The sequence below is a fragment of the Streptomyces sp. NPDC006872 genome (assembly GCF_040635845.1).
GTDB lineage: Bacteria > Actinomycetota > Actinomycetes > Streptomycetales > Streptomycetaceae > Streptomyces.
On the sequence record NZ_JBEYIL010000017.1, the window covers coordinates 78,726 to 98,539 of the forward strand.

At 71.2% G+C, this 19,814-nt stretch carries 17 protein-coding genes; 9 read left to right on the forward strand and 8 right to left on the reverse strand.

All coding sequences use genetic code 11. From position 1 onward, the window contains the following. The first annotated feature begins 175 nt into the window (after positions 1-175). The 3 genes from ABZ725_RS38790 to ybaK are packed head-to-tail and all read left to right on the forward strand — an operon-like array spanning position 176 to position 2,469. Positions 176-1,210 carry a hypothetical protein gene (locus tag ABZ725_RS38790; RefSeq protein ID WP_358807102.1) on the forward strand — a complete coding sequence of 345 codons (1,035 nt, stop codon included), beginning with the start codon at positions 176-178 and terminating at the stop codon, positions 1,208-1,210. A gap of 11 nt (positions 1,211-1,221) precedes the next feature. Further along, positions 1,222-1,962 (forward strand): LON peptidase substrate-binding domain-containing protein, encoded by a 741-nt coding sequence (locus ABZ725_RS38795; RefSeq protein WP_351910971.1) that lies wholly within the window; start codon positions 1,222-1,224, stop codon positions 1,960-1,962. Positions 1,963-1,971: 9 nt separating this feature from the next. Beyond that, positions 1,972-2,469 carry a Cys-tRNA(Pro) deacylase gene (gene ybaK / locus ABZ725_RS38800; RefSeq protein WP_358807103.1) on the forward strand — a complete coding sequence of 166 codons (498 nt, stop codon included), beginning with the start codon at positions 1,972-1,974 and terminating at the stop codon, positions 2,467-2,469. Between the two features lie 26 nt (positions 2,470-2,495). Here the strand turns inward: ybaK and ABZ725_RS38805 are convergent, their stop codons facing one another. The 4 genes from ABZ725_RS38805 to ABZ725_RS38820 all read right to left on the reverse strand — a co-directional run bounded on the left by ABZ725_RS38805 (position 2,496) and on the right by ABZ725_RS38820 (position 6,473). Next, entirely contained in the window at positions 2,496-3,209 is a 714-nt protein-coding gene (locus tag ABZ725_RS38805; protein WP_358807104.1) for a DUF2567 domain-containing protein, read from the reverse strand. 34 nt (positions 3,210-3,243) lie between these two features. Next, on the reverse strand, positions 3,244-4,068 hold the full coding sequence (locus ABZ725_RS38810) for an ABC transporter permease (RefSeq protein WP_358807105.1): 825 nt from the start codon (positions 4,066-4,068) through the stop codon (positions 3,244-3,246). 107 nt (positions 4,069-4,175) lie between these two features. Then, entirely contained in the window at positions 4,176-5,150 is a 975-nt protein-coding gene (locus tag ABZ725_RS38815) for an ABC transporter ATP-binding protein (RefSeq protein WP_358807214.1), read from the reverse strand. A 108-nt stretch (positions 5,151-5,258) separates the two neighbouring features. Next, complete coding sequence (locus ABZ725_RS38820) at positions 5,259-6,473, reverse strand: NYN domain-containing protein (protein WP_358807106.1); 1,215 nt, start codon at positions 6,471-6,473, stop codon at positions 5,259-5,261. A 222-nt stretch (positions 6,474-6,695) separates the two neighbouring features. Here ABZ725_RS38820 and ABZ725_RS38825 point away from each other — a divergent pair, with 222 nt between their 5' ends. Continuing rightward, complete coding sequence (locus tag ABZ725_RS38825; RefSeq protein ID WP_351910977.1) at positions 6,696-6,860, forward strand: hypothetical protein; 165 nt, start codon at positions 6,696-6,698, stop codon at positions 6,858-6,860. A gap of 91 nt (positions 6,861-6,951) precedes the next feature. On the opposite strand, the gene dnaE is transcribed toward ABZ725_RS38825, so the two are convergent. Beyond that, positions 6,952-10,491 (reverse strand): DNA polymerase III subunit alpha, encoded by a 3,540-nt coding sequence (gene dnaE / locus ABZ725_RS38830; protein WP_358807107.1) that lies wholly within the window; start codon positions 10,489-10,491, stop codon positions 6,952-6,954. 203 nt (positions 10,492-10,694) lie between these two features. On the opposite strand from dnaE, the gene ABZ725_RS38835 reads away from it, so the two are divergent. From ABZ725_RS38835 to ABZ725_RS38850, 4 genes are all read left to right on the forward strand, one after another. After that, positions 10,695-12,020: a DUF2252 domain-containing protein gene (locus ABZ725_RS38835; RefSeq protein ID WP_358807108.1), complete on the forward strand. Its 1,326-nt coding sequence runs from the start codon at positions 10,695-10,697 to the stop codon at positions 12,018-12,020. A 123-nt stretch (positions 12,021-12,143) separates the two neighbouring features. Continuing rightward, positions 12,144-12,836, forward strand: coding sequence for a hypothetical protein (locus ABZ725_RS38840; protein ID WP_358807109.1), 693 nt, complete (start codon positions 12,144-12,146; stop codon positions 12,834-12,836). A 157-nt stretch (positions 12,837-12,993) separates the two neighbouring features. After that, positions 12,994-13,806, forward strand: coding sequence for a DsbA family protein (locus ABZ725_RS38845; RefSeq protein WP_351910981.1), 813 nt, complete (start codon positions 12,994-12,996; stop codon positions 13,804-13,806). An 81-nt stretch (positions 13,807-13,887) separates the two neighbouring features. After that, positions 13,888-15,567 carry an alkaline phosphatase D family protein gene (locus tag ABZ725_RS38850; protein ID WP_358807110.1) on the forward strand — a complete coding sequence of 560 codons (1,680 nt, stop codon included), beginning with the start codon at positions 13,888-13,890 and terminating at the stop codon, positions 15,565-15,567. A gap of 41 nt (positions 15,568-15,608) precedes the next feature. Here the strand turns inward: ABZ725_RS38850 and ABZ725_RS38855 are convergent, their stop codons facing one another. After that, a complete protein-coding gene (locus ABZ725_RS38855; protein WP_358807111.1) occupies positions 15,609-16,178 on the reverse strand; it encodes a dienelactone hydrolase family protein in 570 nt (189 codons plus the stop codon). 98 nt (positions 16,179-16,276) lie between these two features. Between ABZ725_RS38855 and ABZ725_RS38860 the strand changes: the two genes are divergently transcribed. Next, entirely contained in the window at positions 16,277-17,410 is a 1,134-nt protein-coding gene (locus ABZ725_RS38860) for a mechanosensitive ion channel domain-containing protein (protein WP_358807112.1), read from the forward strand. A 3-nt stretch (positions 17,411-17,413) separates the two neighbouring features. Here ABZ725_RS38860 and ABZ725_RS38865 read toward each other — a convergent pair whose 3' ends face one another. Further along, a complete protein-coding gene (locus tag ABZ725_RS38865) occupies positions 17,414-18,154 on the reverse strand; it encodes an SDR family oxidoreductase (protein ID WP_358807113.1) in 741 nt (246 codons plus the stop codon). 71 nt (positions 18,155-18,225) lie between these two features. Beyond that, positions 18,226-19,812: a Na+/H+ antiporter gene (locus ABZ725_RS38870; protein ID WP_358807114.1), complete on the reverse strand. Its 1,587-nt coding sequence runs from the start codon at positions 19,810-19,812 to the stop codon at positions 18,226-18,228. Positions 19,813-19,814: the final 2 nt, after the last annotated feature.

A 19,814-nucleotide genomic window follows, 5' to 3' on the forward strand; every position in this document is an offset into this window, starting at 1 on the left:
TGAGGACAGCGCCCGATGCACACGCGATGCGCACACCATCAGCACACTCCCACCGCACCGACACCCTTTGAGCAGCCTCCTTTTACCGTCCCTTGACTCTGGGTCGTACAACTTTCCGCAGGTTGCGTGAAGGCTCTGGCGCAATCTGAAGCTGCGGCTTTTCAATGGCGAGACCATGGCTCTGCTGCCCCCGTTCATCCGCGCCTCCCGGGCCTCCCGGGCGCTACGGAACGCCGCGCCCCACAGCACCGCCGCCGGGCTCCCCGCCGACGACGAGGTGCTCCTCGACGTACCCGACGAGCGGCTCGGTCCCGCGCTCGTCGCCGCCGGCCTGGGCGCCTACGCGCCCGCCGCCGAGCTGATGGCCCATACCCGCGAGCAAGCCCAGTGGGAGTACCGCGACCGGGACGCGATCCGGCTGGCGTCCTTCGCGCTCTCCCGTCCGGAGTGGTTCGAGGAGTGGCGTGCCGCCGCCCCGCGCGACCCCGATGTGCTGCTCGTCTCCGCCCAGCTCGCGGTGGACCGCGCCTGGCGGTCGCCGGCCCGCGCGGAGCTGCTGCGCGAGGTGAGCCCGCTGATCACGGCCGCCGCGCAGAGCGACGTCCGCGACCCCGTGCCGTGGCGCATCGCCCTGGACCACGCGCGCGGCGCACGGGCCGGACACAAGTACTTCGGCGAGCTGTGGGCGGCCGCGGTCCGCCGCGCCCCGCACCACTACGGCTGCCATGTGGCCGCCAAGCGCTATCTGGCCGCGTCCTGGCACGGCTCCCACCGCGAGTGCTTCGACTTCGCCGACCGGGCCGCCCAGGACGCGCCCGCCGGTTCCCTCGTCCAGGCGCTGCCGGCCCGGGCGGCCTTCGCGTACCTGACCGACGGCTGCGGCCCCGACGTGCCGCGCGAGCGGCTGGACGCGGCCGCCGACCGCGCCATCGCGCTCTCCGTGCGCTTCCCCGGCCTCGACCCCTGGACGGCCGAGATCCGCAACCTGCTGACGTACGTCCTGGTCCGCCTGGACCGCCGTGACGAAGCCCTCGTACAGCTCCGGCTGATCGGCCCGTACGCCACGTCGTTCCCCTGGGGCCTGCTGTCGGACGACCCGCTCGGCCACTTCCTGGCGGTACGCGAGGAAGTGCGCTCGGGGCCTTCCGGACAGCCTCCGTGGCATCCAGGGAATGGGCACGGCGGACGAGACCGCCCGCTGGACCACTAGGCTTCTGCGTCGTGACCACCGTCCGCCTGCCGCTCTTCCCCCTGAACTCGGTGTTGTTCCCGGGACTCGTGCTCCCGCTCAACGTCTTCGAGGAGCGCTATCGCGCCATGATGCGCGACCTGTTGAAGACCCCCGAGGACGAATCGCGCCGGTTCGCCGTCGTCGCCATCCGCGACGGCCACGAGGTGGCGCCCAGCGCGCAGGGCCTGCCCGACCAGACCGCCGTGCCCGAGCGCGGCCCCGCGGCCGGCTTCGGCGACGACCCGGTCAAGGCGTTCCACGGCGTCGGCTGTGTGGCGGACGCGGCGACGATCCGCGAGCGCGCCGACGGCACGTTCGAGGTGCTGGCGACGGGCACGACCCGGGTGAAGCTGCTGTCGGTGGACGCCTCGGGCCCCTTCCTGACGGCTGAGCTCGAGGAGCTGCCGGAGGACCCGGGCGACGAGGCGGGCGCCCTCGCGGAGGGCGTGCTGCGGGCCTTCCGTCAGTACCAGAAGCGCCTGGCGGGCGCCCGCGAACGCTCCCTGGCCACCGGCGCGGAGCTCCCGGACGACCCGTCGGTGGTGTCGTACCTGGTGGCGGCCGCGATGATGCTGGACACCCCCACCAAGCAGCGTTTCCTCCAGGCCCCCGACACGGCCTCCCGGCTGCGGGACGAGCTGACGCTCCTGCGCGCGGAGACCGCGATCATCCGCAACCTGCCCTCGCTGCCCGCGGCGGACCTGACCCGCGGCCCGACGAGTCTCAACTGAAGGTCGAGCATGGCGAAGAAGCAACGTCAGCAGTCCGGGGGCACGCCCGCGACGGTGGCCCTGACGGCGGCGGGCGTGGACTTCACGGTCCACTCCTACGACCACGACCCCGGCCACCCGTCCTACGGCGAGGAGGCGGCCGAGGCGATGGGCGTCTCCCCCGACCGCGTCTTCAAGACCCTGGTCGCGGACGTGGACGGCGCCCTGACGGTGGCGGTGGTTCCCGTGGCCGGCTCCCTGGACCTCAAGGCCCTGGCCTCGGCGGTGGGCGGCAAACGAGCGTCGATGGCCGACCCGACCCTGGCCGAACGCACCACAGGCTACGTCCGGGGCGGCATCTCCCCACTGGGCCAGCGCAAGAAGCTCCCCACCGTGCTGGACGCCTCGGCGACGAACCACGCGACGATCTGCGTCTCGGCCGGCAGAAGGGGCCTGGAGGTGGAACTCTCCCCGACCGCCTTGGCCACCCTGACGGCAGCGGTGCTGTCGCCGATCGCCCGCGGGTGAGTTCTCTCGGCCCGTGAACCGGCTCCTCAGGCCGTCGGCGCCCCGTATCCGTCCTTGGGCACGGTCCCCTGCGCCGCGTACGGATCGGGATCGCGGGGCCCGAACAGCGACGTGAGCCCCAGATGCACCATCAGGGCGGCCAGCGACCACGCGAGCAACGCGCCCTTCGCCCCCAGCTTCAACGGCGCCGAGAACGTGACCCCCTTGCCCGCCGACTGCGCATGCGCGATCACATCGGACTCGGGCCCGAGCCACATCCCCAGCCGCCAGGCCAGCAGCGACCCGAGGAACCCGCCGAGGGCGAGCGCGACCACCGCCGGCACTCCACCGCGCCGCCGCCAGGCGAACACCGCCAGCGCGCTCACGGCGCCGCACGCCAGGGCCAACAGCGTGAACGTTCCGTCCACCCCGATCGCCTGCTCCCCCTCGGTGTCCTTGAAGAAGACGACCCAGTCGCCGTCCACCACATCACCGACGAGCGGCACCTTCGGCGCCAGCCACACCCACAGCAGCCCGAGCACCACACCGACGAGCGCGACGACCACCGTGATCACGGCGGCTTCCCGCAGTTCGGTCTTCATCCCGGGCCCGTCCTGTCCGTACGAGACGTCGTGGGGCACGGCGGCCACCCCCGCGTACCCTCCGGACGACGGTGCCGGAGCCGACGACGACGGCGGCGGCCAGGCTCCGTGCGGAGAAGATTCGTGCGGCGGCGGAGGCGGAGTCAGCGGTGCGGTCACCCTGACATCGTGCCAGGCCCGGCTGTGCGGCGCGTCACCGGACGGCGGCCCGGCGATACGCCCAGGTGGCGACCGCCAGTGACACCACGCCGACACCCGCGCAGACGGCGAGGTCGCCCAGCACGAACGCCCAGTCCGGACTGGCCTGGAAAGTCCGCGCGAACGCCTCGACCCCGTACGTGGACGGCAGCAGATCACGGGCGAAGCGCACCGCCTCCGGCATCCGGTCCGGCGGCAGCACGCCCAGCAGCAGCGCGGCGGACATGCCGAGCTGCCCCAGCAGGGTGGCCAGCTCCGGTCGCGGCGCGAGCAGCCCGAAGGCCGCGCCGAGCCCGGACAGCGCGGCGCCCGCCAGTGGGATGACGAGGGCGAGCACCCACAGATGGATCAGCGGCAGCCCGAACAGCACGCACCCGAACACCGCGGTCACCAGGGTCCCCGGCACGGTGAACGACGCGTACGCCCCCGCCGCCCCCAGCACCACGGCCGCGGGCGGCACCGGCAGCGTCGCGTAGTGGTCGAGCCCCCCGCTGGCCCGCAGCTGTCCGAAGTACTGCGCGAGCAGGTTCAGCGCGACGAAGGCGACGACGAGCACGGCGGACCCGGCCACCACGGCCTCCGCCTCGCGCCCGCCGTCCACGACGCCCCGCATCATGATCAGGATGCCGACCGACTGGAAGGTCGCCACGAACAGCAGCGGGATGCGCGCCACCCGCGCGCGGGACAGCTGGGCCCGGTAGACGGCCACGAGCGACGGCCACAGCCGTGCGCGGGGCGCCAGCTCGGCGGCGGCGCCGCGGACCGGCTCCGTCACGGTCCGGGCGCTCCCCGGCAGAACCTCGGCGGGTACGACACTCACGTGGCGCTGCTCCTCTTCCCTACGGTTCTCATACCGTCCCATACGGCCCCGGCGGCCCGCCCCGGCGCCTCTCGGTCTCGCCGCTCGCGCCCCGCTCATCGCCCTGCTCATGCCCGTACCAGCCCCTGTCGTGCCGCCCCGCCCAGCGCCAGGTAGACGTCCTCCAGGCTCGGGGTGGCCAGGGTGAAGTCGTCCAGGGCGGCGAAGGCGGCGCCGCCGGTCACGGTGGCGACGATCGCCCGGGCCTCGTCGGGGGCCAGCCGCAGCGTCCAGCGGCGGCCGGACTCCACGGCCCGCTCGCGCAGCGCGGCGACCTCGGGCACGTCCAGCGGCGCCCGCTCCCGCCACACCAGCTCGACCCGCACCTCGCCGGCGACCTGCTCCTTGAGCCTGGTGGGGGTGTCGCAGGCGATGACCCGGCCCTGTTCGAGGACGGCCACCCGATCGAGGACGGTCTCGGCCTCGATGACGTTGTGGGTGACGAGCAGCACGGTCGTCCCGCGCTCGGCCCGCCGTCGGTCCACTGCGGCCCACACGGCCCGCCGGGCGACCGGGTCCATGCCGGTGGTCGGCTCGTCCAGCACCAGCAGGGGGCGCTCCCCCACCAGCACGGCGGCGAAGCAGGCCAGCCGCCGCTGTCCGCCGGACAGCTTGCGCAGCGTCCGTCCGGCGAGGGGCGTGAGGCCCAGCTCGTCGAGGACGTCGTCCCGCTCCCGGCGCGCCGCGCGGACGTCGAGGCCGCGCAGCCTGCCGGTGGTCTCGGCGGCGAGGGAGACGGTGAGTTCGTCGAGGGCGGTGGACTCCTGCCCCAGGTAGGCGAGGATGCGCGCGGCCCGCTCGGGGTGGCGCACGATGTCGTGCCCGAGGATCTCCACGCTGCCCGCGTCGGGCCGCATCAGGCCGGTCATCTGGCGGACGAGGGTGGTCTTGCCCGCGCCGTTCGGCCCGAGCAGGCCGAAGATCTCACCGCGCCGGATGTCCAGCCGTACGTCGTCGGTGGCCCGGACCGCAGGCGTCGCGGGAGTGCCGCGCCGGCCCCGGACCGCCGGATACGACTTGGTCAGCCCGCGTACGGCACACACGACCTCGTCTTTGTGCCGCATTGCCGGTGCCACGCGCGTACTCACAAAGGACGAGACTACGGGGTCGGCGACCTCCGCTCGCCGTCGGGGGCGTTCCCGAAGCCCGGTTCAGTCCGCGGCCGGAGCGTGTTCGGCGGCCGTCCGCACATCGATCTCACGCCAGAAACCCGCCCGGATGGCGTACCGGTCGTGCTCGTCGATCTGGTCGTCCTTGTGCGCGAGCAGTCCGAAGCGGGCCGCGTATCTGAGCAGCTCGCCGTCGATGCGGTGCGGGATCCGCGGGTACATGCCGGACAGCTTCTGCAGATGGCCCTGGTCGCCGAGGCGGCCCATCCACCGGCGCGCGAAGACCTGCCCCACCTCGTAGGGGTCCCCGCCGACGGTCGTGATGTCCTCCTCGCGGTCGGCCCACCGCTGCTCCGCCGTGGTGACCTGGGCGAGCGTCGGCATCGAGGCGACCTCGGAGGGCTCCGGGGCGACCCCGGGGCGGTCGACCCAGCCCTTGTCGGAGGACCAGCGCAGGGTCGCGGTGGTGGGGTGCTGGACGGCCTGGGCGCCGGGCGCGCGCAGGGCGGCCAGGTCCTTGGGGGTCGGTACGCCCTTGGGGGCGGGGACGCGCTCCTGCGCGCCGTTCTGCGAGGCGGCGGAGGCGTGCTCGGCCTCCTCGGCGGTCCGCTCGGCGGCGGGGGCGAGGCCGGAGTCGGGCAGCGGCGCGGAGAGGATCGCGGCGATCTCGGGCCGGGGCGCGGGCGGCGGCGCGCAGATCCCGCCGAGGTCCTTCGCGCGGACGGCCTTGGTGATCCAGGTGCGGTCCAGGACCCGTCGTTCGTCGGCCTCGGCGACGAGGTCCTCGGACTGGTTGTAGTCGCCGTCGGCGGCCTGGACGGCCCACAGGTGGACGGCGACGCCGTGCTCCTTGGCGGCCATCATGCCGGGCAGCAGATCGCCGTCGCCGGTGACGAGGACGACGTCGGAGCAGGCGCGGTTGCGGGCCAGCTCGGTCAGCTCGGCGTGCATCGCGGCGTCGACGCCCTTCTGCGCCCAGCGGCCGTCACTGCGGGTCAGCGCGCCCAGCCGGACCGTCACCCGGGGCATCACGCGCAGCCTGCGGTGTTCGGGCTGCGGGACACGGTCCGGGGCGCCGTCGAACCAGTAGATGCGCAGCAGCGGCCGCTCGGTCTCGGACTCGGCCTGTTCGCGCAGGCCCTGGACGAGAGCGGCGTGATCGACGGTGATCCGGGATCGCGAGGGCTCTCCGGCGAGGAGACTGGCGGCGGCCCCCAGCAGATACCCGGCGTCCACCAGGACGATGCAGCGGTCCACGACTCACCCTCTTTCCGGGAGGTTTGCTTCGGGCTTCCTTCGAGTCTGCCCGACCACGCGGAGGTTAACGGCCCGAACTCGATCTTCGGCGTGGCGTTTCGGGCGCTTGCGCTGTGACAAACCCTGTTACAGACGGTAATTATCCGAAATGCGCTGTAAGTCAGCCTATGTGACTCTGGTCGCGGACCTGGCCCCTCGATCCCCCACAGGAGGCAGATCACCATGGCCAAGCACAAGAAGCAGGAGCGTAAACAGCCGCAGTCCGAGCGCGGTCAGCAGGCGGCGCAGCAGTCCTCGATGCAGGAGCAGGCCGAGCAGCGCATCTCCCAGGTGACGCCCGCCGATGTCGCCCGTAAGGGCCGGCAGAAGCGCTTCGGCCACAACTGACGTCCGCACTGCGGGCTGTTGCAGCCCAGGCACACCGAGGGGCGCATCCGATACCGGATGCGCCCCTCATGGTTCACGGGTCCGTGCGGCCTCAGCCCGCCAGGCAGGACGGGCCGAGCAGCACCTTCAGGTCGCCGAACAGAGCGGGGTCGGGCTTGACCCGGTGCCGGTCGAGCCGCAGGACGGTCGTCTTCGTCGGGCCCTGGAGCCTGATGCGGACCTCGCTGTCACCCCTGTGGTGGGTGAGGATCTCCCCGAGGCGGTTGATCATCGGCGGGGTGACCCGGGTGGCCGGGATGGTGAGGATCACCGGCGCGTTGGTGCCCGCGTTCGACAGGTCCGGGACCTGGAGCTCCATCGCGACCAGCCGCGGCACGTCCTCGCGCTTGTCGAGGCGGCCCTTGACGAAGACCACGGCGTCCTCGACGAGTTGGGTCGAGACGAGCTGGTAGGTCGCCGGGAAGAACATGCACTCGAGGGAGCCCGCGAGGTCCTCGACGGTGGCGATCGCCCAGGCGTTGCCCTGCTTGGTCATCTTGCGCTGGAGACCGGAGATGATGCCGCCGATCGTCACCACCGCGCCGTCCGCGTGCTCGCCTCCGGTGAGCTGGGCGATACCGGCGTCGGCCTTGTCGGACAGCACGTGCTCCAGGCCGAACAGCGGGTGGTCGGACACATAGAGGCCGAGCATCTCCCGCTCCTGGGCGAGCAGATACGTCTTCTCCCACTCGTCGGTGGTGAACTCGACGTCGAGTCCGAAGCCGGGCTCGCTGGTCTCCTCCTCGCCCATGCCGCCGAAGAGGTCGAACTGGCCCTCGGCCTCCTTGCGCTTGACCGCGACCACGTTGTCGATCATCGGCTCGAACTGCGCGGTGAGGCCCTTGCGGGTGTGCCCCAGGGTGTCGAACGCGCCCGCCTTGATCAGCGATTCCGTGGTGCGCTTGTTGCACGCGACCGCCTCGACCTTGTCGAGGTAGTCGGGGAACGAGCCGTACTTGCCCTTGGCCTTGCGGCTCCTGATGATCGACTCGACCACGTTCGTGCCGACGTTGCGGACCGCTTCGAGGCCGAAGAGGATCACGTCGTCGCCCTGCGCGGCGAAGTTGTGCACCGACTCGTTGACGTTCGGCGGGAGCACCTTGATGCCCATGCGCCGGCATTCGTTCAGGTAGACGGCCGACTTGTCCTTGTCGTCCTTGACCGAGGTGAGCAGCCCGGCCATGTACTCGGCGGGGTGGTTGGCCTTCAGATAGGCGGTCCAGTACGAGACCAGGCCGTACGCGGCGGAGTGCGCCTTGTTGAAGGCGTAGCCGGCGAACGGGACCAGCACGTCCCACAGGGCCTGGATGGCCTCGTCGCTGTAGCCGTTCTTCTTCGCGCCGGCCTGGAAGATGGTGAAGTTCTTCGCCAGCTCGTCGGGCTTCTTCTTGCCCATCACGCGGCGCAGGATGTCGGCCTCGCCGAGCGAGTACCCGGCGATGATCTGGGCGGCCTTCTGCACCTGCTCCTGGTAGACGATCAGGCCGTAGGTGACGGCCAGGACCTCTTCCAGGGGCGCCTCGAGCTCCTTGTGGATCGGGGTGATCTCCTGGAGCTTGTTCTTGCGCAGCGCGTAGTTGGTGTGCGAGTCCATGCCCATCGGGCCCGGACGGTAGAGCGCGGAGACGGCGGAGATGTCTTCGAAGTTGTCGGGCTTCATCAGGCGCAGCAGCGAGCGCATGGGGCCGCCGTCGAACTGGAAGACGCCGAGGGTCTCACCGCGCTGGAGCAGTTCGAAGGTCGTCGGATCGTCGAGCGGCAGGGCCAGCAGGTCGAGGTCGATGCCCTTGTTGGACTTCACCATCTTGACGGCGTCGTCCATGATCGTCAGGTTGCGCAGGCCGAGGAAGTCCATCTTCAGCAGGCCGAGCGACTCGCACTGCGGGTAGTCCCACTGGGTGATGGTCACGCCGTCCGTGTGCCGCACCCAGATGGGGGCGTGGTCGACGATGGGCTCGCTGGACATGATCACGCCGGCCGCGTGCACGCCCATCTGCCGGACCAGGCCCTCGACGCCCTTGGCGGTGTCGATGACCTTCTTGACGTCCGGCTCGTTCTCGTACATCGAGCGGATCTCGCCGGCCTCGCTGTAGCGCGGGTGCGAGGGGTCGGTGATGCCGTTGAGGTCGATGCCCTTGCCCAGGACGTCGGCGGGCATCGCCTTGGTGAGGCGGTCGCCCATCGCGTACGGGTAGCCCAGCACGCGCGCGGAGTCCTTGATCGCGTTCTTGGCCTTGATCTTGCCGTAGGTGCCGATCATGGCGACCTTGTCGGCGCCGTACTTCTCGGTCACGTACCGGATCACCTCGACGCGCCTGCGCTCGTCGAAGTCGATGTCGACATCGGGCATGGAGACGCGCTCGGGGTTGAGGAACCGCTCGAAGATCAGACCGTGCGGGATCGGGTCGAGGTCGGTGATGCCCATCGCGTAGGCGACGATCGAGCCGGCCGCGGAACCTCGGCCGGGGCCGACCGCGATGCCGTTCTTCTTCGCCCACATGATGAAGTCGGCGACGACGAGGAAGTACCCCGGGAACCCCATCTGGATGATGACGTCCATCTCGTACTCGACCTGCTTCTGGCGGTCGTCGGGGACGCCGCCGGGGAAGCGGCGGTTCATGCCGAGGCGGACCTCCTCCTTGAACCAGGTGACCTCGGTGAAGCCGTCGGGGATGTCGAACTTCGGCATGAGGTTCTTCGCCTCGAACATGCCGGTGGTGTCGATCTGCTCGGCCACCAGGAGGGTGTTGGCGCAGCCCTCCTGCCAGGCGTCCGAGGAGTCGACGGCGTACATCTCGTCCGTGGACTTCAGGTAGTAGCCGGTGCCGTCGAAGCGGAAGCGGTCCGGGTCGGAGAGGTTCTTGCCGGTCTGGATGCACAGCAGCGCGTCGTGCGCGGTCGCCTCGTGCGCGTACGTGTAGTGCGAGTCGTTCGTCACCAGCGGCGGGATGCCGAGCTTCCTGCCGATCTCCAGGAGGCCGTCGCGGACCCGGTGCTCGATCTCGATGCCGTGGTCCATCAGCTCCAGGAAGTAGCGGTCCTTGCCGAAGATGTCCTGGTACTCGGAGGCCGCCTTGAGCGCCTCGTCGAACTGGCCGAGGCGCAGCCGGGTCTGGAGCTCGCCGGAGGGGCAGCCGGTGGAGGCGATGAGCCCCTCCGACCACTGGGAGATGGTCTCCTTGTCCATCCGGGGCCACTTCTGGAGCCAGCCCTCGGCGTACGCGTCCGAGGAGAGCTTGAAGAGGTTGTGCAGGCCCGTCGCGTTGGCCGCCCAGATCGTCTTGTGGGTGTAACCGCCGGAACCGGAGACGTCGTCGCGCTTCTGGTGCGGCTGGCCCCACTGGATCTTGCGCTTGTTGCGCCGCGACTCGGGCGCGACGTACGCCTCGATGCCGATGATCGGGGTGACTCCGGCCTTCTTCGCGGTGTGGAAGAAGTCGTACGCCCCGTGCAGGTTGCCGTGGTCGGACATGGCGATATGGGTCATGCCCATCTCGTTGCACGCGTCGAACATGTCCTTCAGCCGCGCGGCACCGTCCAGCAGCGAGTACTGGGTGTGGACGTGCAGGTGCGTGAACGGCGGTTTTGACACGGCGTGGCCTCCATGGAAAACACTGGGCGACGGGCTGGCGGACAGTCCGGGGGTCAGCGTCGAAGTCTAAGCCTCGCCACTGACACCCGGGCCCGTTCACCGCGTACCTTCACCGGGGGGAAACGGGCACTCCCGCGTACCTTCGCCCGTTGGAGACGGCAGAGACGCTGTCGTACATGCACTGCACCAGGAGGCACCCAGCGATGTCGGTTCCGCAGCCAGGCGACGAGCACCGCGGCGAGGAGATCCTCGCCGTCTTCGACACCGCGTTCGGCGAGCTCCTGGCCGCCGACCCGGCCGCGTTCCGCGTGAAGTTCCGGAAGATGGCGGCCTCGGCGTTCGCGTTCTACCGCGGCACGGCGAGCCTCTTCTACCACGACCTCGACGCGGAGAAGCGGGGCGGCCCGTTCCTGGACGAGCGCACCTCGCGCGTGTGGATCCACGGCGACCTGCACGCGGAGAACTTCGGCACGTACATGGACGCCACGGGGCGGCTGATCTTCAACGTCAACGACTTCGACGAGGCCTACGTCGGCCCCTTCACCTGGGACCTCAAGCGCTTCTCCGCGTCCATCGCCCTCATCGGGTACGCGAAGGCCCTCAGCGACGAGCAGATCAGCGAGCTGGTCGAGGTGTACGCGGGCGCGTACCGCGAGCGCATCCACGCGCTGGCCACCGGCGCCAAGAGCGACGAGGTGCCGCCGTTCACCCTGGACACGGCCCAGGGCCCGCTGCTCGACGCGCTGCGCGACGCCCGCTCGCTGACCCGCTTCGGGCTGCTGGACTCGATGACCGAGATCCGCGACTTCGAGCGCCGCTTCGCGTCGGGCGGCGGCTCCATCGAGCTGGACGCGGCCACCCGCTACAAGGTCCTCGCCGCCTTCGACGGCTATCTGGAGACGCTGCCGGAGACCTCGCTGGCCCGCCCCGACTCCTACCGTGTGAAGGACGTCGTCGGCCGCCGCGGCATCGGCATCGGCTCGGCCGGACTGCCGTCGTACAACATCCTCCTGGAGGGCCACAGCGACGCCCTGGAGAACGACGTCGTGATCTACATCAAGCAGGCCCAGACCCCGGCCGTCTCCCGGCACATCACCGACCCGGCGATCCGCGACTACTTCCGGCACGAGGGCCACCGCACGGTGATCTCCCAGCGCGCCCTGCAGGCCCACGCCGACCCATGGCTGGGCTGGACCGAGCTGAACGGCGCGGGACAGCTCGTCGCCGAGGTCTCGCCGTACGCGGTCGACCTGGACTGGAGTGACATCGACGACCCCGACGAGATCGCGGGCGTCGTCGCCGACCTGGGCCGGTCCACGGCCACGATGCACGCGGCGGCGGACGACACCTCCGGCGAGTCCCTGGTCCCGTTCTCCACGGAGCGGGCCATCGACGCGGCGATCGCGGCCGACGAGGAGGGCTTCGCGCCCCTCCTGGTCGACTTCGCGCACTCCTACGGCGCCCGCGCGCGCGGCGACCACCAGATCTTCCTCGACCTCTTCCGCAACGGCCGGATTCCCGGCCTCTGAACACAGGCCTCTGAACACAGGCCTGTGAGCACAGGCCTTCGACAACAGGTCGCTAACAGTCGGCGTTCTCACAGGCATCCTTTAGGGGTCTCCTACAGGAGCGCGTGACACACTTCCTCCGCTATGGACATATCCGGGACCCGCCTCAGAGCCGCGCGCGCGGCGCTGTTCACGGCACTCGTCGTGACGCTCAGCACCGCGTCGCACGTGCTGCTGTCGCGGGCCCCGCTGCCGCTCAACACGGTGGCCGTCGTCGCGGCCGCCGTCTTCACCCTCGCGTACGCCCTCGCGGGCCGCGAGCGCGGCTTCGGGCGGATCGCCGCCCTGCTGATCCCGCTGGAGCTGGCGGCCGACACCGTCTTCACCACCGGCCAGCACGTCTGCTACGGCCGGGCGGGCGGACCGGTCGCCGGCCCGCTGGCCTCGGTCGGCTGGGACGTGCTGTGCGGCGACGGCACGCCCGTCGGCACACCGTTCGCCCAGGTCACCGGCACCGACACCGACCGGCTCGGCGGGGTCCTCGCGCACGCCGACCCGGCGACCGCCTGGCTGCTGCTCGGCGCGCACATCTGCGTCGGTCTGATCGCCGCCGCCTGGCTGCGCCGGGGCGAGCGGGCGCTGGCCCAGCTGCTGCGCGCGGCGACCGCGACGACCTTCCGGCCGCTGCTGCTGGCCGTCGCCGCCGTGACCGTACGACGCGCCCCGGCCGCCCGCCGCCTGCCGCGCCCCGTGCGCCGTACGCCCACCGTCCGCGAGCGGATCCTCGTGCACTCCCTGGGACGGCGTGGACCGCCGTGCTCGGTCGCCACGGCCTGAACGGACGGCCTGAACGGACGACCTGGACCGACGGCCTGAGCAGTCGGCCTGAGCAAACGCCCGAACAGACCGTCTGAGCACGTGGCACCCCCTCAGTCAGTCCCCACACGAACTTCCGCGTACCAGGTGTGCGCGTCCCCCTTTGGAGAACACCGACATGAGCAAGCGGAACAGCGCGGCAGCGAAGACGGCGGCCCGGGAGCGGCTGCGCATCGAGCGTGAGCGCGAGGCCAAGCGGGCCAAGGTCAGGCGGCAGATCATCGTCGCCTGCTCGGCGGTCGGCGTGCTGGCCGTGGCCGGCGGCATAGGTTACGCCGTCGTCCAGGCCAACCAGCCCAGCTACTGGGACGAGGCCGCGAAGGACAAGCTGGTCGCGCCGGCCAACACCACCGGCAAGAACGGCCTGACCGTCGTCATGGGCAAGGCGAGCGCCAAGAAGACCCTCGTGATGTACGAGGACCCGCGCTGCCCGGTCTGCGCCCAGTTCGAGCAGACCGTCGGCGCGACGGTGAAGAGCGACTACGACGCCGGCAAGTTCAAGATCCAGTACGTCGGCGCGACCTTCCTCGACCGCAGCCTGACCGGCGAGGGCTCCAAGAACGCGCTCAGCGCCCTGGGCGCCGCGCTGAACGTCAGCCCCGAGGCGTTCCTGGAGTACAAGACCGCGCTGTACTCGGCGAAGTACCACCCCGAGGAGACCGACGACAAGTTCAAGGACGACTCCTACCTGATCAAGGTGGCGGACACGGTCGCGGCACTGAAGGGCAACGCCAAGTTCCAGAGCGCCGTGAAGGACGGCACCTACGACAAGTGGGCGCTGGAGATGTCCAAGACGTTCGACAAGAGCGGGGTCTCGGGCACCCCGACCCTGAAGATGGACGGCAAGACACTGACCGACTCCGGCGGGCAGAACGCCCCGATGACGGTCGCCGACTTCACCACGGCGATCGACGCGGCCCTCAAGGCCTGATCCGACACTCTGACGAAGAGCGGGCGAACTTTTGGGAGTTCGCCCGCCCTTCGGTCGTACTGGTCAGTAATCTCATCGCCCGTGACCAGTCGACACAGATCCTCCGAGAGCGCCGACACACCGTCAGAGCGCCCCCACTCCCTGTCGCCGCGCCGCCGTACGGTCGTCAAGGCGGCCGCGGCCACCGCCGTGCTGGCCGGCCCGCTCGTCGCCGCGCTGCCCGCCCGCGCCGCCGACGCCCCCGCCTTCCTGCACGGCCTCGCCTCCGGCGACCCGCTGCCCGACGGGGTCCTGCTGTGGACCCGGGTGACGCCCACCGCCGAGGCGACGCCCGGCTCCGGGCTCGGCCCGGACACCGAGGTGAGCTGGGTCGTCGCCCGGGACAAGGCGCTGACGAACGTCGTCGCCAAGGGCTCCCTCACCGCCACCGCCGCGACCGACCACACCGTCAAGGCCGACCTCCGGGGCCTTGCTCCCGCCACCGACTACTACTTCCGCTTCTCGGCCGGCGGCACCGACTCCCCGGTGGCGCGCACCCGCACCGCGCCGGCGGCGGACGCCGCCGTGCCGGGCCTGCGGTTCGGCGTGGTCTCCTGCGCCAACTGGGAGGCCGGCTACTTCTCCTCGTACCGCCACCTCGCGGCCCGCGGCGACCTGGACGCCTGGCTGCACCTCGGCGACTACATCTACGAGTACGGCACCGGCGAGTACGGCGCCCGCGGGACCGTCGTCCGGCAGACCGCGCCCGCGCACGAGATCCTCACCCTCGCCGACTACCGCACCCGGCACGGCAAGTACAAGACGGACCCGGACCTGCAGACCCTGCACGCGAAGGCGCCGGTCGTCGCGATATGGGACGACCACGAGTTCGCCAACGACACCTGGTCGGGCGGCGCGGAGAACCACACCGAGGGCGCCGAGGGCGCCTGGACGACCCGTCAGGCGGCCGCCAAGCAGGCCTACTTCGAGTGGATGCCGGTCCGCCCGGCGATCGCCGGCACCACCTACCGCCGGCTGCGCTTCGGCAAACTGGCCGACCTGTCCCTGCTGGACCTGCGCTCGTTCCGCTCGCAGCAGGTCGCCGTCGGCAACGGCACGGTCGACGACCCGGACCGGACGATCACCGGGCGCGCCCAACTGGACTGGCTGAAGGCCGGGCTGAAGGCCTCCGACACGACCTGGCGGCTGGTCGGCAACTCGGTGATGATCTCCCCGTTCGCGATCGGCTCGCTCTCGGCGGACCTGTTCAAGCCGCTCGCCAAGCTGCTCGGCCTGCCGCAGGAGGGCATCGCCCTCAACACCGACCAGTGGGACGGCTACACCGACGACCGCCGCGAGCTCCTCGCCCATCTGCGCTCCCACGCCATCGGCAACACCGTCTTCCTGACCGGCGACATCCACATGGCATGGGCCAACGACGTGCCGGTGGACGCGGGCACCTACCCCCTTTCGGCCTCGGCCGCCACGGAGTTCGTGGTCACCTCGGTGACCTCCGACAACCTGGACGACATCGTGAAGGTCCCCGAGGGCACCCTCACCGCGATCGCCTCCCCGATCATCCGGGCCGCCAACCGGCACGTCCACTTCGTCGACACCGACCGCCACGGCTACGGCGTCCTGGACATCACCGCCGAGCGCGCGCAGATGGACTACTACGTGCTGTCCGACCGCACCAGCGCCACCGCGACCTCCTCCTGGTCCCGCTCGTACCGCACGCGCAGCGGCACGCAGAAGGTGGAGCGCACGTACGACCCGGTGTAGCCGCCTGTCACAGGGTTTCGCCGGTCACAGAGTTTCGCCGGTCACAGGGTTTCGAGGAAGCCGAGCGCCACCCGCCAGGTGGCCTCGGCGGCCTCCTCGTCGTAGTCGGGCAGGTCGGGGTCGGTGTACAGGTGCCCGGCGCCCGCGTACCGGTAGATCTCCACGTCCGCGCCCGCTCTGCCCATCTGGAGATACCAGGCGCTCAGCCAGTCGTCGGTCTCGAACGGGTCCGGCTCGGCGACGTGCAGCTGCACCGGCAGGTCGGGCGCCGAGACGTTCGGCGCGAGGTCCGAGGTGCCGTGCAGGAGCAGCAGGCCGCGCGCCTTGGCGTCGCCGAGGGCGAGGGTCTGCGCGATCGACGCGCCCAGCGAGAACCCGGCGTACACCAGCCCCCGCTCCGAGTAGGGCGCGGCGGCCAGGACGGCTCTTCTCAGCAGCTCGTCCTTGCCGATCTTCTCGTTGTGCGCCATGCCCTCCTCGACCGTGTCGAACGTGCGCCCCTCGAAGAGGTCCGGGGTCCACACCTCGTGGCCGGCGGCGCGCAGCCGGTCCGCCGCCGCGCGCACCGCGGGCCGCAGGCCGTAGGTCGAGTGAAAGAGCATGATGTTCATGCGCCCATGGTGCCAGCCGGCACTGACAACGCCGTGCGCACGGTTCTGCACGGAAGTCACATGTTCAAGGCCCCTCCCGCCCGGTTACGTTCGAGGGCATGGAGAACCTGCTCCGCCCTGTGATCGTGGTCGGCGGCTCGGTCGTACTGACGCTGCTCATCGGCTGGGCCACCGACCTGCTGCTGCGCAAGGCCGACGCCCGGCACGGCGGTACGTCCCTGTGGGGCCTGCTGCGCCGCGCCCGGATCCCCTACCAGCTGGTGCTGTGCGCGGCGCTGCTGAGAGGCTCCTACGACCACGCTCAGCTGCTCGAAACCCACCGGGTCGGCGTCGGCCGGCTGCTCACCCTGGTGCTGATCGGGTCGGCGGCCTGGCTGGCGATCAGGATCGCCGGGGCGGTCGTGGAGACGTCGTACTCGCGCTATGCGCGCGCCCAGAGCGATCCGGCCCGGGTGCGGCGGGTGCGGACCCAGGTGTCGCTGATCGTGCGGGTGGTGTCGGCCGTCGTCGGTGTGGTGGCGGTGGCCGCGATGCTGCTGACGTTCCCCGCCATGCGGGCGGCGGGCGCCTCGCTGCTGGCCTCGGCCGGGATCCTCGGCATCGTCGCCGGTGTCGCCGCCCAGTCGACGCTCGCCAATCTCTTCGCCGGCCTGCAGATCGCCTTCGGCGACATGGTGCGCATCGGCGACACGGTCGTGGTCGACGGCGAGTGGGGCACCGTCGAGGAGATCACCCTGACCTTCCTGACCGTACGGACCTGGGACGAGCGCCGCATCACCATGCCGGTGTCGTACTTCACCTCGAAGCCCTTCGAGAACTGGTCGCGCGGCACCCCGCAGATGACCGGCATCGTCTACTGGCACGTCGACCACGCGGCGCCGGTGGAAGCGATGCGCGAGAAGCTGCGCGACATCCTGCGCGAGTGCCCGGCCTGGGACGGTCGCGCCTGCGGCCTGGACGTCACGGACACCACCCCGAACACCATGGAGGTGCGGGCGCTGGTCACGGCGAAGGACGCGGACGACATCTGGAAGGTGCGGGTCACGGTCCGCGAGCAGATGATCCGCTGGCTGTCGAAGGAGCACCCGTACGCGCTCCCGAGGGTCAACACCGCGGACGCGGCCCTGCCCCCGGGGCGCGTCCCGGGCCAGGCCCAGTCCCCCTCCGCCTCGTCCGCCTCCCCCGACGGCGCTCCCCGCCGCGCCCACGAGCCGCCGCGGACGGATCGCTGAGCGTCAGTTGCCCCGCTCCGCGCCCCCGTTGACCTGGACCACCTGTGAGGTGACGTGCCCGGCGCCCGGGGAGGCCAGCCAGTGCAGGGTGGCGGCGATGTCCCCGGGGGTCCCGGCCCGCCCGGTGAGGGTCTCGCCGACGAGCCGCTCGCGCCGGGCGGGCTCGATGGCCTCCCCGAAGAATCCGGTGTCCTCGACATACCCGGGGGCGACGACGTTGACGGTGACGCCCCGCGGCCCCAGCTCCCGGGCGAGATCCCGGGCGTACGGGTGCAACGCGGCCTTGGCGCCGCCGTACGCCCCGCTGCCGGACCCCCGGTAGGCGGCGATGGAGCTGACGAACAGGACCCGACCGCCGGGCGAGGCGAGCCGGTCCTTCAGGGCCTCGGTGAGCAGGGCCGCGGAGAGGGTGTTGTTCCGGAAGTTGACGGTCCAGTCGTGCGCGACCCGGTCGAGCGGATCGTCGCTGTCGCTCGGGGGCTCCAGATGCCCCGCGCCCCCGGCGCTGTGGACGAGCACGTCGACGGTGACGAGCTCCTCCCCGACGAACCGGGCGACCCCCCGCACCTCCTCCGGCTCGCTCAGGTCGGCGGCGTAGGTCAGCGCCCCGTCCACCCCGGCCTTCGCCAACACGTCCGCCCGCCGCCCGAGGAGCAGCACGCGGTCCCCGTCCGCCGCGAAGGCCTGCGCCGCAGCCAGCCCGATTCCCGTCCCGCCACCACTGATCACCACATTGCGTGCCATGCCCCGAACGTAACCAGACGCATCGACGGAGATCGTCGCGCTTTACACGACTGCCATGAACGCAGGGGAGATCACCGAAGGCTGCGCACGTCCAGATGTCGCAGGACGCGGTCGACGATCTCCGGATCGGCGCCCGGCTCGCTGCGCGCCGCCACCACCTCGTGGCGGGCCGCGCTGAGCATCTCCCCCTGGATGCGGCGCACCCGCTTCAGCCTGCGCACGCGGTGCTCGTGCCCCTCCAGCCGCTCGTCCTCGGCGACGTCCGGACTGATCCGCAGCCCGATGTCGAAGGCCCGTCGCAGCATCTGCTCGGAGAGCTCGTCCGACAGGTCCTCCTCGGCCTCGATCTCCCGCAGCCGTCGCTTCGCCGCCTTCGCCGCCCGCACCGCCAGTTCCTTCTCGAACTCCTTCTCCCGGTCGGTGTCCGCCCGCACGCCGAGCCGCTTCACCAGCCACGGCAGGGTCAGTCCCTGGAGGACCAGGGTCGCCATGATCACGCCGAAGGCGATGAAGATGATCTCGTTCCGGTCGGGGAAGGCCGTCCCCTCGTCGGTCTCCAGGGGAACGGCCAGCGCCAGCGCCACCGAGGCCACCCCGCGCATCCCCGCCCACCACATGACGACGGTCTCCCGCCAGTTCGTCGGAATGTCCTCGAGGTGGTCCTGCCGGGCATGCAGCCGTTGCGTCAGCCAGGTCGCCGGCAGCAGCCACAACAGCCGTACGACGACGACCACGGCCACGATCACGCCGGCCCACCCGAGCATCTCCTGCCACCGCCCGGACGCCGTGCGGATCGCGATGTGCAGCTCCAGGCCGATCAGCCCGAACGCGACGCCCGTGACCAGCGTGTCGATGATGTCCCAGAAGGTGTGACCGGCCAGCCGGGTCAGCACGTCGTCGGGGTCGGTGGCGTACTCGGCGAGGAACAGCGCGGTGGTCAGGACGGCCAGCACGCCCGACCCGTGGAACTCCTCCGCCAGCACATAGGAGGCGTACGGCACCAGGAGGGTCAGGCCGATCTGCAGCGTCGTGTCCCCGAGGACGTCCAGCAGCTTGTTCGCGCCCCAGCCGAGCACCACGCCCACCGCCAGCGCCACGACGGCGGACAGCACCAGGTCGAGCCCGGCCTGCCACGGCGAGAACGTCCCGCTCACGGCCGCCGCGATCGCGACGTGGTACAGCACGATGGCCGTCACATCGTTGAAGAGCCCCTCGCCCTCCAGGATGGACACCAGTCGGCGGGGCAGCCCCAGCTGTCCGGCGACGGCGGTGGCGGCCACCGGGTCGGGCGGCGCCACGAGCGCCCCCAGCGCGACGGCCGCGGCGGTCGGCAGCCCCGGCACGATCGCATGGGCCACGGCGGCCACGCAGACCGTCGTCACGAACACCAGTGCCACGGCGAGCAGGAAGATCGGCCGCACGTTCGCCGCGAACTGCCGCCAGGACGTCCGCCGCACCGCCGCGTACAGCAGCGGCGGCAGCAGGAGGGGCAGGATCAGCTCCGGCGGGATCTCCACGTTGGGCACGAAGTCGAGCACCGCGAGGACGATCCCTAGCAGCGTCATGAGCACCGGCGCGGGCAGCCCCAGCCGGTCCCCGACCGGGACGCTCACCACGGCCCCGAGCAACAGCACGAACAGCAGGGCCAACTGATCCACGG

What these genes read in the sequence shown, in the direction of transcription:
- ABZ725_RS38790 (WP_358807102.1), top strand. Translation starts at nt 176, where the DNA reads ATGGCTCTGCTGCCCCCGTTCATCCGCGCCTCCCGGGCCTCCCGGGCG.
- ybaK (WP_358807103.1), top strand. Translation starts at nt 1,972, where the DNA reads ATGGCGAAGAAGCAACGTCAGCAGTCCGGGGGCACGCCCGCGACGGTG.
- ABZ725_RS38825 (WP_351910977.1), top strand. Translation starts at nt 6,696, where the DNA reads ATGGCCAAGCACAAGAAGCAGGAGCGTAAACAGCCGCAGTCCGAGCGC.
- ABZ725_RS38835 (WP_358807108.1), top strand. Translation starts at nt 10,695, where the DNA reads ATGTCGGTTCCGCAGCCAGGCGACGAGCACCGCGGCGAGGAGATCCTC.
- ABZ725_RS38840 (WP_358807109.1), top strand. Translation starts at nt 12,144, where the DNA reads ATGGACATATCCGGGACCCGCCTCAGAGCCGCGCGCGCGGCGCTGTTC.
- ABZ725_RS38845 (WP_351910981.1), top strand. Translation starts at nt 12,994, where the DNA reads ATGAGCAAGCGGAACAGCGCGGCAGCGAAGACGGCGGCCCGGGAGCGG.
- ABZ725_RS38855 (WP_358807111.1), bottom strand. Translation starts at nt 16,178, where the DNA reads ATGAACATCATGCTCTTTCACTCGACCTACGGCCTGCGGCCCGCGGTG.
- ABZ725_RS38860 (WP_358807112.1), top strand. Translation starts at nt 16,277, where the DNA reads ATGGAGAACCTGCTCCGCCCTGTGATCGTGGTCGGCGGCTCGGTCGTA.
- ABZ725_RS38865 (WP_358807113.1), bottom strand. Translation starts at nt 18,154, where the DNA reads ATGGCACGCAATGTGGTGATCAGTGGTGGCGGGACGGGAATCGGGCTG.